We start from the raw sequence: 16,034 nt of genomic DNA on the forward strand, positions 1-16,034 counted from the left end.
AAGCCTAATAATTATTTCTAACACTGGCGTGATGGAGTCTCTAAAATATGATGCATTTACATGTACATCCTGAAAATCCACAGCAACGCCTCATTTCCCAAGCTGTTGAACGTATCCGAGCAGGAGATGTTGTGGTCTACCCTACCGATGCAGCCTATGCGATTGGGTGTCAAATCGGTAATAAAAATGCCATGGAGCGTATTGCACAGATACGTGGTTTAGGGCCTAAGCATCAATATGCCATTATGTGCTGTGACTTATCTGATATTGCGACTTATGCAAAAGTTGATAATGCAACCTATCGTTTATTGAAAGCGAACACACCAGCTATTACTACGTTCATTTTGCCTGCAACAAGTGAAGTTCCTCGTAGATTGATGCATCCTAAAAAGAAAACGATTGGCTTACGTATTCCAAGTAACCCGATTTGTCAGGCTTTATTACAAGAACTGGGCGAACCCCTACTCACCAGTACATTAATTTTACCGGGCCATGAAGATCCTTTAGATGATCCGTATGATATTGAAAATCAGCTCGATAAACGAATTGATGTATTTATTGATGGTGGTTTTGGTACGTTAACAAGTACAAGTATTGTCGATTTATCGGGTGAACATCCTGAGATCATCCGTCGTGGTGTTGGCGATGTAAGTGCTTTTGAATAAGCACTTACATTTTTTACCAATAGTTTAAAAAAAAGTATTATCACTCCAAAAAATACTCTTTATTTATTTTGGATTTTTTTTACACTTTAGTCGTTAAGTAATTTATTAAAAGACACAATTCATTTAGAATGATTTTCACTATCTGCTGTTCTTCTACTTACAGCTGTCTTTGACTTGAATAACAAGTCTCATGCTTTTGAAAATTCGCGTGGCTTATAATCGTAATGAATCAATCACTTCATCAATCCATGGAAGACGCTCCACACATCCGTGTTTTAGATGAGTGGCATGACAAGATTCCTGAAGATCTCTATATACCTCCAGCTGCATTTGAGATTTTGCTCGAGCACTTTGAAGGTCCATTAGATTTTTTAATTTATCTGATTCAGAAAAATGGTTTCGATTTAGTCCAACTCGACATTGCACCTATTGCGACTCAATATTTAGCCTATATGGACAGTATGAAGTCTTTAAATATCGAGTTAACAGCAGATTATATGGTAATGGCTGCTCTATTGGCCGACCTAAAATCTCGCCTACTTTTACCCAAACCTACAATTATAAGCATTGAAAAAGATCCTAAGCAGGAACTTATTGATCGTCTTGAAACTTATCTACGCATTAAGCAAGCAGCTGAGCGTTTAGGTCAAATGCCAATTCTTGAGCGTGATACGTTTAGTGCTAATGTAAGTTTAGGACATATCTCTCCTGTTTATGAAGGTTACGATATCTCAGCGCTACATGATGCTTTATTCTGTGTATTTAACCGTCCAGAACCTGTTACGCACGTTATTGCTCAAGAACCTGTTTTACTTGAAGAACGTATTGCATATATTGAAGAGAAATTAGAGTCTGGTGACGTGTTAAGTTTTAAAGAATTACTCAATCCCCAGCAAGGTCGTATGGGAATGGTTGTTACATTTATGGCGGTATTAGAATTAACCCGCCAACAAAAAATTAAAATTATTGCCACTGGTATCGAAGCCCCGTTAGCTATTCAAGGATCTTCAATATGAGTAGTTTTGAACAAAATAATAGTGATTTGTCATTAGCTGACATACATCATGAAGTCTTATTACAACTTGAAGCAATTATCTTTGCCAGTGAAGCGCCCGTTTCAATTGCCCGCTTAAAAGAAGCATTTAATAATCAGTATAATAAACAACAGCTTCGTCAACTTTTACAACAGCTCGCCTTATTACAGCATGGCCGCTCAATTGAGTTGATTGAAACAGCACAAGGGTTTCGCTTTCAGGTAAGATCTAAATATCGTAGTATTATTGCGCAAATTTGGCCAGAGCGACCAACAAAACTGTCGCCTTCATTACTAGAAACCCTGGCTGTCATTGCTTATCATCAACCGGTTACCCGAGCTGATATTGAACAAATTCGTGGTGTATCTAATAATAGTCAGATTCTCAGAACACTATTTGACTGGAACTGGATTAAAGAAGCCGGTTTTAGAGATTTACCCGGAAGACCTGCGTTGCTAATTACAACGCCTCAGTTTCTGAATGCTTTTGGTCTAGCCTCTCTAGGCCAATTGCCTCCCCTACAGAACGCCAAGGAAGCCTTTATGGCTCTCGATGCAAATGCACCGAAATCATAAAGAGGTGGACTGTTGATCATTATGTCTAAGGTTGTGCTGTCATGAGTGAAAAATTGCAAAAAGTATTAGCGCGAATCGGATTAGGTTCCCGCCGATATATGGAAGAGGTTATTGCCGCAGGACGCGTGAGTGTAAACGGTCGTGTTGCCCAAGTGGGTGAGCGCATTGAACCAGGCGATGAATTACGCATTGATGGCCGTAAAGTTCAGTTTCAGATTGAAGACGAAATTCGTCGTCGCGTACTGATTTATTATAAGCCTGAGGGTGAAATCTGTTCACGTAATGATCCTGAAAAACGCCCAACCGTATTTGATCATTTACCACAAATTGCCAATGACCGTTGGGTAATGGTAGGTCGTCTGGATATTAACAGTACTGGTTTATTACTCTTCACAAATGATGGTGAACTTGCTAATCGCTTAATGCACCCATCTAATGAAATTGAACGTGAATATGCTGTTCGAGTAATGGGTGAAGTAACACCAAAACTACGCCAAAACATGGTTAATGGAGTAGAGCTCGAAGATGGCCCAGCCAAATTCGAATCATTCTCTGAAATTGGTGGTGAAGGTATTAACCGCTGGTACCAAGTTGTAGTAAAAGAAGGCCGTAACCGCGAAGTACGTCGTATTTTCGAATCGCAAGACCTTAAAGTAAGTCGTTTATTACGTACACGCTACGGTACAGTTATTTTACCGCGCGAATTACGTACTGGTCGTTGGATGGAACTCGACAAAACTGACATCGACAACTTAGCAAAATCAGTTGAGTTAAAACCACGCCAAGGTACAGGTTTATTTGGTATGGCAAAACGCCGTACTGATCGTATGACTGAAAAACCAATGGCAGCGCGTCGTGGCGGTTACTTACGTCAACAACGTCGTGATGATGACAAAGAAGCTCCAGTTAATACGGGTAGCCAACGTAAAGCGACTGGCTTTAACCGTGGTTCGAAGAAATTCTAAAACATTAATAAGATGTAAAAAACCGCTCAAATTTGAGCGGTTTTTTATAGCCTGTTGAACTTAATTCATTTTTGCCAGTTCAATCCATTCAGCTTCAGGAAAATGAACAGCTAAATAATCTTTCAAATAATTTGAAGTATCTTGAGAAATTAATGGATCTTTTGATTCATCTTTTAGGTTATAAACTAAAGCTTTTAATTTAAGTCCACGAGACTTAAGTGCTTCAAGACTAAGTAAAGTGTGATTAATACTTCCCAAACGCCCCGAGGTTACTAAAATAACCGGAAACTGGTGCTGAGCAACATAATCGATGGTAAGCAGACTGGTGGTTAATGGCACCATTAAGCCTCCCGCACCTTCTAACAATACAATTTCAAAACGTTCTGCTAATGTTTGAGTCGCTTTTTCAATTTTTTGAAAATCAATTTCTCGATTATCAAGACGTGTTGCTAAATGAGGTGAGGCTGGATAACTGAAAATTTCAGGCATGGTTAGCTTGTCATGATCTTCTTCAAACCAACCCTGTCCCATGATTTCACGGTGCTTTTCGATATCTTCAGAAATATCTGTATTACCTGTCTGAATGAGTTTTTGGGTAATCACTTTTTTACCCTGCTCAGTCCATAATTTTGCTAAAAACCCTGTCGCGTAGGTTTTACCAATTTCGGTATCAATCCCACTCACAAAATAGATCTGACCACTCATTTACTTCATTCTCCGGGCAATACAATAAATCGGATGATATGTTAGGGAATATCCCTCGACACACTTAAACTGCTCATAATCTTGATAAAACTGTTGTAACGTTTGCTTACTCCAACGATGCTGAGCCGTTGCGGTTACACCTGTTGCTTTTAAATGTTGCAATACAGCTTTAGGTGAATCGAAATAGAGTTGAGTTTCTGATTCTGACAAATGCAAAATCTCAAAACCAGCCTGAGTTAAGGCACTATTCCAATTTTCAATAGACCAATAACTTAAGCCTTGTCCTGTTAGCTCTTTAATTTCGAATAAGTTCTTAGGGCCGAATGTTGAAAAGCATAACCAGCCTTGATCAACTAAAGATGCCGTACAATGTTCGAGCAAGCGCGGTAAATCTTGCATCCACTGTAAAGCGGAACCTGAAACAATCATATCGAGCTGCTGAGGAAAATCTATCGTCTCAACATCTCCAATCAACCATTTCAAACTTTCGTGAGAATTAAAATGCTGCTGCACATCTGCATACAGATCATTCAAAATTAACTCTTCGATTTGGAAAGAGGCAGTAATGAGACGAGTTAAATTGCCAGAACCACAACCAATTTCAAAAACACGTGACATCGTCCTCGGGCAAAACTGCTGGAGTAATCGTGTTAAATTTTGGCAAATTTTTTTTTGAACAACTGCATGTTCTGAATAGCTTTGCCCTGCTTTGGCAAAACGCTGGGCAACTAAGTTTTTATTCAAACTCACAGAAAACTCACCAATTCTTCAAGCTCATGTTGCTGTACCATTGACGTTAAAGAAATACGCAAACGGGAACTGTTTTTAGGTACTGTTGGCGGGCGCACAGGCATAGCATAAAAACCACTTTCCTGAACTTGCTTCGCTTTATCGATAGCAGCCTGACTTTCTCCCACAATGACAGGAATAATATGGCTGGTCGATGGGCTATCGTAGCCCTTTTGCACAATAGCGTGTTGAAGATATTGGCTAATACTTTTTAAATGTTCACGCTGAGGTTGAGCAACTAATACTTTTTGAAAAATAAAGTTTGCCCATGCCATCACAATCGGGGGCTGTGCAGTACTAAAAATAAGTGGGCGCATTTTATTAATGAGATAATCTTTAATAATTGGATCGCAAATAATGTAACCACCGACTGCTGCTAATGCTTTACCTAATGTACCAACTAAAAAATCAATTTCTTGAATGGTATTATATTGTTCAGCACACCCTAATCCTTGCTGACCACGCACACCAATTGAATGTGCTTCATCGACATACAACATGGTTTTAGCAAAACGTTTTTTGAGCTGGACTAAAGCGGCTAAATCTGTTTCATCCCCATCCATACTAAAAATACTTTCTGTGACCACAATAATTCGTTCAATCTTTTCATCATCATGATATTTTTGTAGAAGTTGTTCTAAGTGCTGCAAATCGTTATGTCGATAACGCACATATTGAGCACCAGATAAACGGATCCCATCAATCATGCTCGCATGGACGAACTTATCTGCCAAAATTAAAGTTTTACTATCAGCCACCGCAGGTAAAATACCAAGATTCATATGGTAGCCACTATTAAATAAGAGAGCCGACCGACCACCAAATGCTTTACTTAGGCTATTTTCTAACTGTTCATATTCTTCAAAATTACCCGTTAATAAACGTGAAGATGAAGAACTAAAATAGCTTCGTTCTAATGGATAGTGATCTAGAAACTCTTGGCGAAGATTAATATCAGCCGCTAACCCAAGATAGTCATTTGAAGCCAAGTTAAGCATCGTTTTATTTTGAATCGTAATAAAACGGTCATGCTGCACATTTTGAGTAAAGTGTCTAAAGTTACCTTGTTGTTTTAACTCATCTAACTCGGCAGCAAAATGATTGAGCAATGACATCTTAATACGCTCCCTGCATCGTTTGAACAACCTCAACCAATTGTTCAAGCAAATCATTTAACTCTTGATGAGTGATCACATACGGTGGCATCACATAAACCAATTTTCCAAAAGGACGAATCCAGATTCCGCGGTCTACAAATTGTTGCTGCAAAGTCTTCATATCAACATTAAAGGTGAGTTCTACTACACCAATCGCACCGAGCACCCGTACATCGGCAACATAATCAAGCTGACTTAAAGGCGTTAAATATTGGCTAAGCTGTTGCTCAATTCGCTTAATATTGGCCTGCCAATCTTGTTCAATTAACAATTGCGTACTTTTTAAAGCAACCGCGCAAGCAAGTGGATTGGCCATAAAAGTTGGGCCGTGCATAAATACCCCAGCCTCACCGCGACTAATGGTTTCTGCAACATACTTTGTGGTTAAGGTAGCAGATAAGGTCATATAGCCGCCTGTTAAGCCCTTACCTATGCACATAATGTCTGGCTCAACTTGGGCATGTTCCCACGCAAAGAGCTTACCCGTGCGACCGAAACCAGTAGCAATTTCATCAAAAATTAAGAGCAGGTTATATTGTTCACAAAGTGCTTTCACTTGACGTAAATATTCAGGATGATAAAAACGCATGCCCCCTGCACCTTGTACAATTGGCTCAATAATCAGTGCAGCAAGGTTTTCATGATTTTGCTGAATAGCCTGTTCTAGCTCAGCAATATCTTCTTGGTTCCATTCTTCATGAAATTTGGTTTGCGGTGCTGCTACAAAAAGCCGGTTTGGTAAACTTGTACCAAAAATCTGATGCATGCCTGTTACTGGATCACAAACAGACATCGCATTCCATGTATCACCGTGATAACCAGAACGTGTAGTAATAAAATTTGTTTTTTGTGGTTGGCCTTGTGCTGTCCAGAATTGCACAGCCATTTTCAAAGCAACTTCAACGGCAACTGAACCTGAATCAGCATAGAAAATTTTATCGAGACTCGATGGAGTAATTTTTAAAAGAATTTTTCCAAGTTCAATGGCAGGATCATGAGTTAAACCACCAAACATGATATGCGACATATTCTTTAATTGATCTGTTACTGCCTGATTGAGTTCAGGGTGGTTATAACCATGAATTGCACACCACCAAGATGACATACCATCAATTAAAGTCTTACCATCCTCTAGTTCAATTGTTGCCCCATAGGCACGTTTAACTTTAAACGTTGGTAAAGGTTGGGTCATTGAGGTATATGGATGCCAAATATGTTCTAAATCAAAATTATCGGTCATCCTATTTACCCTTTTACAGCATTCAAATCTTTCATTTAGCACATGTTAAACCTGTTGAGAATGAAAGAAAATTGCGAGATCAATCAAAGCTTATTAACTTTGCTGATGAATTGTTAAAAATTGGCAGATTTCTTCAATTGTTCGATCTACTTCTAGGTATGGAAAAGCATGAGTAGCGCCTTTTAGCACTTTATAATTCATGTTTTTTGTCACGATCTCTTTAAAATTTTCAACAATTTTGCAAGGAATGACATTATCTTGCTCAGCAAATAGATGAAGCTGTCGGCCAGGATAGTTTTTTAAGTTATCTACCAAATTTAGTTGTTCAAGCATTTGCAAACCTTCTGACAGTAATTCGCTTGGAGGTGGGTTTGCGATGTTTTGTACGCTTACCCAATCTTGTTTAGCTTGAGTTGAACCAAGTGTAATTAAATAATAAAAACGTTTTAAAGTAGCTTGCGGATTTTTAAAAAAAGAAGCTTTAAATTGACTAAACACATCAATAAGCATTGCAGTTTGCCAATGAGCATTGGCAACAAAACAAGGGTTTGAAGCAAGTGTAATTAATGTTTTCGTCTGCCCTGTTTGCTTATAAAAAATATCAACCAGTTGAGTTGCTAACTGTCCACCTAAAGACCAGCCTACGACTACATCAGCCCTAGCCACCAAGTCCAGCTGTGCTTGAAAGTTATTATCTAAAACATTAAAAATATTAATAAGTTGTGTTTCAAAACCCGTTTTTTCCAAATGCAATTTGAGAGATTGCAAAGGTTCCACTCCTACTCCCCAACCTGTAATCAATAAAATTTTATTTTGTAACTTCATATGCCTGCCCAAAGTCGATTTCACAAAGATTATATAATAATATTTCTGTTAAATATCTTTTAAAATCAACATTAAAAATAATTTCTAAATCATAAAATCAAGTATTTTTAATGAGTTAATATTCTGAAATATATTGATAAATAAGACCTGCATTATTCATAGTAAATATACAAAACTTTAATTATCTAAACATTGAAGCCTATCAAAAAACAACATACTCCACACTTCGCCTATAAATCCATTATGCAATGTAATTAATGTTAATACTTATGTTTTTTTATTAAAAGAAATGACTCATCAATTCATTTTAATGTTAGAAGATTAATTATCGATCAAAAATATTGGGAAGGCTAATATGAACAGTCAAAGTACAATATCTGATGGGAGAGAAAAAAATACATATTTTGTTACACCCAATCACATTATAAACAACTTATCTTTAGATAAAAATTATTGTTTGTTTTTGGATATTGATGGGACATTAGCACCCTTTCAAATTAATCCTGAACACAGTTTTATTCCAAATACTACATTAGAAATTATTAAAAAAATTATTCAATTAAATATTCCTGTTATTGCTGTAACAGGTCGTGATGTAGATACAGCTAGTAAACTCTTACATCCTGTTAAAACACCGATTGCTGGATTGCATGGTTTAGATATTTATTTTGATTCTGATAAGTATATTCGACCAGATCTAAGTCAGATTAATTTTAAAAAATTAAAACAAGATATTATAAAGTCTTGTGAAAAATATCCTGAATTATTAATTGAGGATAAAGGGTATTCTATTGCTTTACATTATCGTAAAAATCCTGATTTAGAAAATTACGCTATTAATATTATGCAAGATATTAATGCCGATTATCCCCATTTAAAATTAAATAAGGGTAAATTTGTTATTGAGTTAATTCCTAACCAAGCTGATAAAGGCAAAGCAATTGAGATTATATTAAACCACCTTGATTTACCTCCTACATTACCAATTTTTATAGGTGATGATTTAACAGATGAATCTGGTTTTGTTTTTATTAATCAACAATCTGGTCTCACAATTAAAGTGGGCTCTGGTGAAACACAAGCTAAATATAGATTAAAAGATATTGATAATGTCGCGAATTTTCTTTCTTTATTTCAAAACAGAATAAAAAGCTTATATGTCAAAAATAGCCAAAATCAGAATGGAGAAAAATTATGTCTAAATTAATCGTATTATCGAACAGAATAAGTATGCCTTCAGGTAAAGCATCAGCGGGTGGCCTTGCTGTGGCTGTACAAGATGCTTTGAATGATAGCAATGGCATTTGGTTGGGTTGGAATGGTCAACAAATTACTGATAGCGAAGCGCCAGAATTTGAGCAGGCTTATTCTCAAGGAATTGACTACATTACCTGTCCACTTACTCATCAGCAATACGCCCAATATTATTGTGGCTTTGCAAATAAAGTTCTCTGGCCAGCAATGCATGATCGAGATGACCTGATTGAATATGATGCACAAGAATATAGTACTTATCAAAAGGTCAACCGTTTATTTGCGGAAAAGTTAAAACAACTTGCTCAGCCTGAAGATCTTATTTGGGTACACGATTATCACTTTTTTAGTGTGGCGCGTTACTGTCGTGAATTAGGCATGCAAAATAAAATTGGTTTCTTTTTACATATTCCATTTGCTAGCCTCAATATCTGGCGCAAAATTCCAGTTGGCCGAGAATTAATTCAAGACTTGAGTCAATATGATGTTATTGGCTTACAAACTCAGATCGATCAAAATGCATGTATGCAGACTTGTCTAAGTTTGCTCGAAGCTCAGAAAATTCAAAGCAACAGTATTAGCTATAAAAAACGTCAAATATTAATTAAGTCGTACCCAATTGGTGTTCAGCCAGAAATTATACAGAAGCAAGCTCAACAAGATTTGGCGACCTCTTCTGTATTTAATTTTGAGGAAATTCCACGTCAAAAAACAATTATTGGGGTGGATCGTATTGATTATTCGAAAGGTTTACTCGAAAGATTTAATGCATTTGCAACCTTTTTGGAGACCAGTCCCGAATATCATGGTCTCGTTCGACATCTTCAAGTGGCGATTCCTTCTCGTACCGACATTCCAACTTATCAACGCTTATACCAACGTTTTAAAACTAAGCTCGAGTTAATTAACGAAGAGTTTGCACATGAAGACTGGCGACCTGTAGATTGCTGCTATGACACGGTTCAACACCATAATCTTATGCACATTTACCGCCATTCAGATATCTGCTGGATCAGTTCACTACGCGATGGCATGAACCTAGTTGCTAAAGAGTATATTGCCGCTCAAGATCCAGAAAATCCAGGTGTGCTCATTTTATCTAAATACGCTGGTGCTGCTGAGCAAATGTCTCAAGCCTTGATTGTTGATCCTCAAGATAGAGCGGCAATGATGGATGCTTTAAAAATGGCTTTAGAAATGTCTAAAACCGAGCGTATTAATCGTTATGAACAACTGATAGAAGGGTTAACGTCATCTGATCTTACCCATTGGCGAAATAATTTCTTGGATGATTTAGAAAAGACACCAACTCGACTAATGAAGCCACAGCGATTAGTACAGGATAATTATCAATCGATCTATCAGGTTTTATAAATCCAAATAAAAGAACATCGAGAAATTTAATTTCTCGATGTTCAATGTAGGATGTCTATTATTTATAAATTAATTTGTCTTTATTAATGTAAAGCGGTTAAGTAAAGCAATGACAAATAGCAATACAGCCACACCTGTTAGAACCGTACTTAAACCCGTCCATTCACCAATTAAACCGATTAAAGCTGGGCCACTTAATGAACCTGTATAGGCAATTGTTGATACTAAAGAAAGTGCTGCTGCTTTAGGCATATTGTTTTGTCGGCCAACACGAGAAAACATTACTGGTACAATATTAGAACACCCTAATCCTAAAATTGCATAGCCTAATACAACCACCTGCCATACTGGTGCTGTCACAATAATAGCCATACCAATACCTGCCCCAATTGCACTATAAGTCACAATATTTTTCTCACCCCATTGCTTAAGCAAGACATGACCAGCAAAACGACCAGTCGTCATGCTGAGTGCAAAGAAAGTATAAGCTAGTCCAGCAAAGGCAGGATTAAGTTGATATTTACTTGTTAAATAAATACCACCCCAATCCATAGCCGCACCTTCTGATAAAAAGGCAATAAAGCACATCATGCCAATAAGCAGAATAATGCCATCGGGACGATAAAGCTTTTTCGGTGCCTGAGTTGTATCTTCATGTGGTTTTTCATCTTGTTCAAAAGACGTTAAACAAGAAGGAATAGCCACACCACCAATAACAAGTAAAATCATAACAACTGATAACGTACTCATTAATGGAGAAAGGCCCACTGCCAACAATGCAGTCACAAGCATAGCGCCCGTTAAGCCACCAAGACTGCACATTCCATGGAAGCTAGACATAAGAGCTCGCACACTATGTTTTTCAACCACCACTGCTTGTAAATTAATAGCTACTCCAAGACATCCTGCTGCCGATCCAAAAATAAACAGTGCTACAGCCATCGACACAATGCTGCTCCACATCGTAAGGCTCGGCAATAAAACCATTAACAACATTAATGCCAAAGCAATTAACGGACGACATCCCCAGCGCTTGACTAAAGCACCAGTCGCAGGCATAGCAATCATTGACCCGATCCCCATACAAAGCAAAAGCAAACCAAAATCGGCATGATTTAGGTTTAAGCGTTGCTGTGCAAAAGGAATGAGTGGTGCCCAAGCTGCAGTCGCAAAACCTAAGCTAAAAAAACTTAGTCGTGTTGCAAGACGCTGTGTGCTTAAGAGAGTAGCTGTATCTAAAACAGCAGGTTTGGTAAATAACATATTTCGCGAACTCACCATAAAATCATTGGCGATCCATACCAACCGATTTTCCATAGAAAAACCCTTGCCTCATTAAGTTTCTAGGCAAGGGTTTTGTTGGCGAAATTATATCCAATTTCATAAAAAAAACAGGGGGTGTGATACAAATTTTCTGACTTTTTTGTAACTGCCAAAGCCTTATATAGTAAGGCTTTGAATATGTTCAATTTGACAAAATTAACATCTAAGCGATGAGCTAATTTTATTGACATCAGCCAATAAAAAAACCAGCCTTAGCTGGGTCCTTTTATTAAATTTGAGATTGAATATAATTTTGTAAGCCAATCAACTCAATTAAACGTAATTGCTTTTCTAACCAGTATGTATGGTCTTCTTCAGTATCTGATAATTGTTGACGCAACATATCGCGGCTAATGTAATCACCCTTCTCTTCACAAAGTTTGATACCTGTCGCTAACTTTTCACGAACGTGATATTCAAGCGCTAAATCAGCTTTTAAACAAGATACAACGTCTGTACCAACATTGATATCTTCACGGTGCATGTTTGGTTTGGCACCTAAAAACAATACACGGCGAATGATCGCATCAGCATGAGAAGCTTCTTCTTGCATCTCATGATCAATACGTTCATAAATTTTATTTAGGCCCCAATCTTCATACATACGAGAATGGATTAGATATTGATCACGGGCAGCCAATTCTCCGCCAATGAGCATATTTAAATAGTCTATGACTTCTGGATTGCCACGCATAATAAATCTCCTATCGTATGAAGACTATTATGGGCAATCTTAAAAGTGATTGCAAAACAAAAAATCGTTAAGTTTATGATTTTTATCAAATTAAAATGAGAAACATACGCATTTACAGTTTAAGTTATTTAAATTTTCTCTGCAAAAAGAAACGCTTGTCTGATTTATAAGTTCAGACAAGCGTTAAAATATAGCTCAAACCATCAATTTATAAATTTGTAACTAAAATCAATGGTTCTTATTTCGATAAATCTATTCGCTTAAAGTCTGCCCATAGCTCGCCATAAGTGATAAGAAATCAGTCTCATTCATAACTGCAATGCCAAGTTTTGCTGCTTTTTCTAATTTAGAACCCGCTTTCTCACCCGCAACAACGCATTTGGTTTTACTCGATACGCTACCACTTACACGTGCACCTAATGCTTGTAGCATTTGAGTCGCCTGATCACGGGTCATTTGCTCTAATGTACCTGTTAACACCCAGCTTTCACCATTTAACGGTTGGCGTGTTGGTGCTGTTGGTGCATCCCAATGAATCCCTGCTGCAATTAAGCGATCAAGCACTTCAATGTTGTGTGGTGCCAAGAAAAAGTCAGCAATCCACTCTGCGGTAATATCACCGACATCGGGGGTTTTCTTTAAAGCTTCAACATCAGCAGCTTTAAGCGCTTCCAAAGTTTGGAAAGTATTGGCTAACATTCTAGCTGTTGTTTCACCTACTCCTCGAATTCCTAAAGCATAAATAAAACGTGCAAGCGTTGTCTTTTTGCTGGCTTCAATGGCATCCATCAGATTTTGTACCGATTTCTCGCCCATTTTTTCAATACCAAGTAAAGTTTCTCGGTGTTCGTGCAAATGGTAGATATCGGCAACATCTTTAAGTAAATCGAGGTGTAATAAAGACTCTACCCAGCGATCTCCTAAACCTTCGATATCCAGAGCTTTACGTGATACAAAATGACGAATCGCTTCAATACGCTGTGCAGCACAATACAGTCCACCAGAACAACGAGCTAAAGCTTCCCCTTCAGGCATTACAACTGGTGAAGCACAAACAGGACAGCTTTCAGGTAAATGTACAACTTCGGCATCAACAGGACGGAATTCCGGCCAGACTTTTTCTACTTTAGGAATAACATCGCCGGTACGATAAACACTAACCGTATCGCCAACACGTACATCAAGACGATGGATTTCACCAATGTTGTGTAAGGTTACATTAGAAACCGTCACACCACCCACAAATACAGGGTTTAAACGTGCTACGGGGGTCAAAGTACCTGTACGCCCTACTTGCCAATCAATTTGATCAACCGTAGTTAATGCAGCTTGTGCAGGGAATTTATAAGCAGTTGCCCATCGTGGTTCACGACTTAAAAAACCAAGTTGTTGTTGTTGCTTTAAGTCATCAACCTTTACGACCATCCCATCAATTTCAACTTGTAAATTTGAACGTTCTTGCTGAATTTGCTCATAACGTTGCTGTACTTCTTGAATTGAATTACACAGATATTGACGTTCCGCAATTTCAAATCCAAGTTTTGTGAGCCATTGTAGACTGTCATGCATGGTGGTTAAGCCATGGTTAGGTTCACACTGAGCGATACCATAAGCATAAAATGCTAAAGGTCTACCAGCAGCAATATTAGGATCGAGTTGTCTTAAACTACCCGCTGCTGCATTACGCGGGTTCGCAAATGTTTTATCGCCTTTTGCTTCTTGGTCGGCATTGAGTTTTTCAAAGCCAGACTTTGGCATAAGTACTTCGCCGCGTACTTCTAACAAACGTGGAATTTCAAAGTGATCTGAATGCAACACTTTAGGCAAATTACGAATCGTTTTAACGTTCTGGGTAATGTCTTCTCCAGTTTCACCATCACCACGTGTAACACCACGTACTAAGACACCATTTTCATACCAGAGTGAAATCGCAAGGCCATCAAGTTTTAATTCGACTTCATATTGTACTTTTTGATTAGGCAAACGCTCTTCAACACGGCGAGCAAATGCGAACAAGTCTTCCTGATTAAAAACATTCCCCAAAGAAAGCATCGGAACGACATGAGTCACGGTTTGAAATTTAGAGAGTGCTTGTCCGCCTACTTTGGTTGTTGGTGAATCTGGTTGAACAAGATCAGGATATTGCTCTTCTAAAGCTTTTAACTGGTGAAACAAATGATCATATTCACTGTCCGAGATTGTCGGCTGATCCATGACATAGTAGGCATGGTTATGCTTTGCAATCAGTTGAATAAGCTGACGCATCTGTTCGATCACGGAAGTTGTTGCCATTATGTTATTCACCATAAAAAAGGGTGGAAATTTCTCCACCCTGAGCTGCGACTAGATATGTTGCAATTATCGCAACGAACGTAAAAAAATAAAACTAGGCAGTCGCCTGTGCCGGACGATAATCAATCACATGATGACGCCAGTGCTCTTTTAACTGTGGTGTAAATTCAAGATTATTCTCATCGTAAACTTTGCCATCAATTTCACGAGCAATTAAACCTGCAATACTCGCCATCATGTCAAAACCAGTCACGGCTTTACTGTTTGGAAGGGCTAGGAAAAATGCCAAACCTTGAACTTGTTCAGTAGATAGAGTTTCAAGATCAAACCCAGCTGGTCCATTGTCTGTCATACGCAATACAGAGAACATGAGTACACTCGGCTCATCGGTATTTTCATAACGATGGAAGCACGACATTTCGCCATAACGTAAACCGTATTTTAACAATACTTTAAGTGCCTTATCGCCAGACAACGCACGACGCGGGTTTGGATAAACATTTAGCGCAATAATCTGTTCAGCCATCGCTAATGCACTTTCATCATCATAGCGTTGCTGTTCATGTAAATGCACGTCCAGAATATTACTCTCGCCTTCAAACTCAGCAATTTCGGCAGTTTCAATATTCGGGTTTAAACTCAACTCAGGCTCAGCTTTTTCGCTTTCAGCTTCCAGATTTTCTTTTGCTAGAGCTTCAGCTTCTGGTTTCACAGAAACTGCATCAACCAACTCAACTGAACCATCTTTATGAATGGCAGAGTTTGTTACTGTTTCTTCAGATTTAATTTCTTCTACAGAAGCGTTTTCAACAACTGCTTGAGTTTGTTCAGTTTGAATTACTTTAGCGGGTTCTACGGTCTCAATTTCTGACTGTTTTGCTTCAGGTACTTGTGACGGCGCAGCTTCGCTTAAAGTCGGTTCTACTCGCTCTGCACTAGTCACCGCTACAGATTCAGCTTCAGTTTTCTCAAGCTGATCTCTTACGTGCCTAGGTATAACCGGTTGATTACTATCAGGATTAATATGCAAATCACTGTCTAATGAGGGTTCAGCATGGTTTGGCTTTTTTAAAATCATTTTTAAGCCAATTAGCATAATTATAATGGCAACAACGATGCCAATAATCGTATTGATTTCCATT

The 16,034-nt window shown here is 38.1% G+C and carries 15 protein-coding genes; 6 read left to right on the forward strand and 9 right to left on the reverse strand.

Annotated features, from left to right (window positions below):
* Positions 1-47 precede the first annotated feature (47 nt).
* The 4 genes from HLV59_RS14615 (at position 48) to rluB (ending at position 3,239) form a co-directional block, all read left to right on the forward strand.
* The gene (locus HLV59_RS14615) at positions 48-665 is read left to right on the forward strand and encodes an L-threonylcarbamoyladenylate synthase (protein ID WP_057105421.1); all 618 of its coding nucleotides are present in this window, start codon (positions 48-50) and stop codon (positions 663-665) included.
* Positions 666-889: 224 nt separating this feature from the next.
* The gene (locus HLV59_RS14620) at positions 890-1,681 is read left to right on the forward strand and encodes a segregation and condensation protein A (RefSeq protein WP_031946457.1); all 792 of its coding nucleotides are present in this window, start codon (positions 890-892) and stop codon (positions 1,679-1,681) included.
* The gene (scpB, locus tag HLV59_RS14625) at positions 1,678-2,274 is read left to right on the forward strand and encodes an SMC-Scp complex subunit ScpB (RefSeq protein WP_002120355.1); all 597 of its coding nucleotides are present in this window, start codon (positions 1,678-1,680) and stop codon (positions 2,272-2,274) included. The genes HLV59_RS14620 and scpB overlap by 4 nt, the downstream gene beginning before the upstream one ends.
* Positions 2,275-2,315: 41 nt before the next feature.
* Positions 2,316-3,239 (forward strand): 23S rRNA pseudouridine(2605) synthase RluB, encoded by a 924-nt coding sequence (gene rluB, locus HLV59_RS14630; RefSeq protein WP_171430255.1) that lies wholly within the window; start codon positions 2,316-2,318, stop codon positions 3,237-3,239.
* A gap of 60 nt (positions 3,240-3,299) precedes the next feature.
* On the opposite strand, the gene bioD is transcribed toward rluB, so the two are convergent.
* The 5 genes from bioD to HLV59_RS14655 form a co-directional block, all read right to left on the reverse strand.
* A complete protein-coding gene (bioD, locus tag HLV59_RS14635; protein ID WP_171430256.1) occupies positions 3,300-3,944 on the reverse strand; it encodes a dethiobiotin synthase in 645 nt (214 codons plus the stop codon).
* On the reverse strand, positions 3,945-4,694 hold the full coding sequence (gene bioC, locus HLV59_RS14640; protein WP_171430257.1) for a malonyl-ACP O-methyltransferase BioC: 750 nt from the start codon (positions 4,692-4,694) through the stop codon (positions 3,945-3,947). It lies immediately after the preceding gene.
* Complete coding sequence (locus HLV59_RS14645) at positions 4,691-5,848, reverse strand: 8-amino-7-oxononanoate synthase (RefSeq protein ID WP_171430258.1); 1,158 nt, start codon at positions 5,846-5,848, stop codon at positions 4,691-4,693. The genes bioC and HLV59_RS14645 overlap by 4 nt, the downstream gene beginning before the upstream one ends.
* A gap of 1 nt (position 5,849) precedes the next feature.
* Positions 5,850-7,130 carry an adenosylmethionine--8-amino-7-oxononanoate transaminase gene (gene bioA, locus HLV59_RS14650; protein WP_171430259.1) on the reverse strand — a complete coding sequence of 427 codons (1,281 nt, stop codon included), beginning with the start codon at positions 7,128-7,130 and terminating at the stop codon, positions 5,850-5,852.
* Positions 7,131-7,223: 93 nt separating this feature from the next.
* Complete coding sequence (locus tag HLV59_RS14655; protein WP_061874476.1) at positions 7,224-7,955, reverse strand: alpha/beta hydrolase family protein; 732 nt, start codon at positions 7,953-7,955, stop codon at positions 7,224-7,226.
* 355 nt (positions 7,956-8,310) lie between these two features.
* Between HLV59_RS14655 and otsB the strand changes: the two genes are divergently transcribed.
* Both otsB and HLV59_RS14665 read left to right on the forward strand, forming a co-directional pair.
* Positions 8,311-9,162: a trehalose-phosphatase gene (otsB, locus tag HLV59_RS14660; protein WP_171430260.1), complete on the forward strand. Its 852-nt coding sequence runs from the start codon at positions 8,311-8,313 to the stop codon at positions 9,160-9,162.
* Positions 9,150-10,583 carry an alpha,alpha-trehalose-phosphate synthase (UDP-forming) gene (locus HLV59_RS14665; RefSeq protein WP_171430261.1) on the forward strand — a complete coding sequence of 478 codons (1,434 nt, stop codon included), beginning with the start codon at positions 9,150-9,152 and terminating at the stop codon, positions 10,581-10,583. The genes otsB and HLV59_RS14665 overlap by 13 nt, the downstream gene beginning before the upstream one ends.
* A gap of 69 nt (positions 10,584-10,652) precedes the next feature.
* Here HLV59_RS14665 and HLV59_RS14670 read toward each other — a convergent pair whose 3' ends face one another.
* From HLV59_RS14670 to HLV59_RS14685, 4 genes are all read right to left on the reverse strand, one after another.
* Positions 10,653-11,846, reverse strand: coding sequence for an MFS transporter (locus tag HLV59_RS14670; RefSeq protein ID WP_171430643.1), 1,194 nt, complete (start codon positions 11,844-11,846; stop codon positions 10,653-10,655).
* A gap of 289 nt (positions 11,847-12,135) precedes the next feature.
* Positions 12,136-12,600: a heteropolymeric bacterioferritin subunit Ftn gene (gene ftn, locus HLV59_RS14675; RefSeq protein ID WP_001214863.1), complete on the reverse strand. Its 465-nt coding sequence runs from the start codon at positions 12,598-12,600 to the stop codon at positions 12,136-12,138.
* A 252-nt stretch (positions 12,601-12,852) separates the two neighbouring features.
* Positions 12,853-14,892: an NAD-dependent DNA ligase LigA gene (gene ligA / locus HLV59_RS14680; protein WP_163119907.1), complete on the reverse strand. Its 2,040-nt coding sequence runs from the start codon at positions 14,890-14,892 to the stop codon at positions 12,853-12,855.
* A gap of 94 nt (positions 14,893-14,986) precedes the next feature.
* Positions 14,987-16,033: a cell division protein ZipA C-terminal FtsZ-binding domain-containing protein gene (locus HLV59_RS14685; protein ID WP_031947508.1), complete on the reverse strand. Its 1,047-nt coding sequence runs from the start codon at positions 16,031-16,033 to the stop codon at positions 14,987-14,989.
* Between the last annotated feature and the right edge of the window lies 1 nt (position 16,034).

It is taken from the genome of Acinetobacter lactucae (assembly GCF_013122135.1).
Taxonomy (GTDB): Bacteria; Pseudomonadota; Gammaproteobacteria; order Pseudomonadales; family Moraxellaceae; genus Acinetobacter; species Acinetobacter lactucae.

Coding starts and splice junctions, on each gene's coding strand:
- HLV59_RS14670 (WP_171430643.1), bottom strand. CDS start 11,846: ATGTTATTTACCAAACCTGCTGTTTTAGATACAGCTACTCTCTTAAGC.
- ftn (WP_001214863.1), bottom strand. CDS start 12,600: ATGCGTGGCAATCCAGAAGTCATAGACTATTTAAATATGCTCATTGGC.
- HLV59_RS14685 (WP_031947508.1), bottom strand. CDS start 16,033: ATGGAAATCAATACGATTATTGGCATCGTTGTTGCCATTATAATTATG.
- HLV59_RS14645 (WP_171430258.1), bottom strand. CDS start 5,848: ATGTCATTGCTCAATCATTTTGCTGCCGAGTTAGATGAGTTAAAACAA.
- bioD (WP_171430256.1), bottom strand. CDS start 3,944: ATGAGTGGTCAGATCTATTTTGTGAGTGGGATTGATACCGAAATTGGT.
- bioA (WP_171430259.1), bottom strand. CDS start 7,130: ATGACCGATAATTTTGATTTAGAACATATTTGGCATCCATATACCTCA.
- scpB (WP_002120355.1), top strand. CDS start 1,678: ATGAGTAGTTTTGAACAAAATAATAGTGATTTGTCATTAGCTGACATA.
- HLV59_RS14615 (WP_057105421.1), top strand. CDS start 48: ATGATGCATTTACATGTACATCCTGAAAATCCACAGCAACGCCTCATT.
- HLV59_RS14655 (WP_061874476.1), bottom strand. CDS start 7,955: ATGAAGTTACAAAATAAAATTTTATTGATTACAGGTTGGGGAGTAGGA.
- rluB (WP_171430255.1), top strand. CDS start 2,316: ATGAGTGAAAAATTGCAAAAAGTATTAGCGCGAATCGGATTAGGTTCC.
- HLV59_RS14665 (WP_171430261.1), top strand. CDS start 9,150: ATGTCTAAATTAATCGTATTATCGAACAGAATAAGTATGCCTTCAGGT.
- otsB (WP_171430260.1), top strand. CDS start 8,311: ATGAACAGTCAAAGTACAATATCTGATGGGAGAGAAAAAAATACATAT.
- HLV59_RS14620 (WP_031946457.1), top strand. CDS start 890: ATGAATCAATCACTTCATCAATCCATGGAAGACGCTCCACACATCCGT.
- ligA (WP_163119907.1), bottom strand. CDS start 14,892: ATGGCAACAACTTCCGTGATCGAACAGATGCGTCAGCTTATTCAACTG.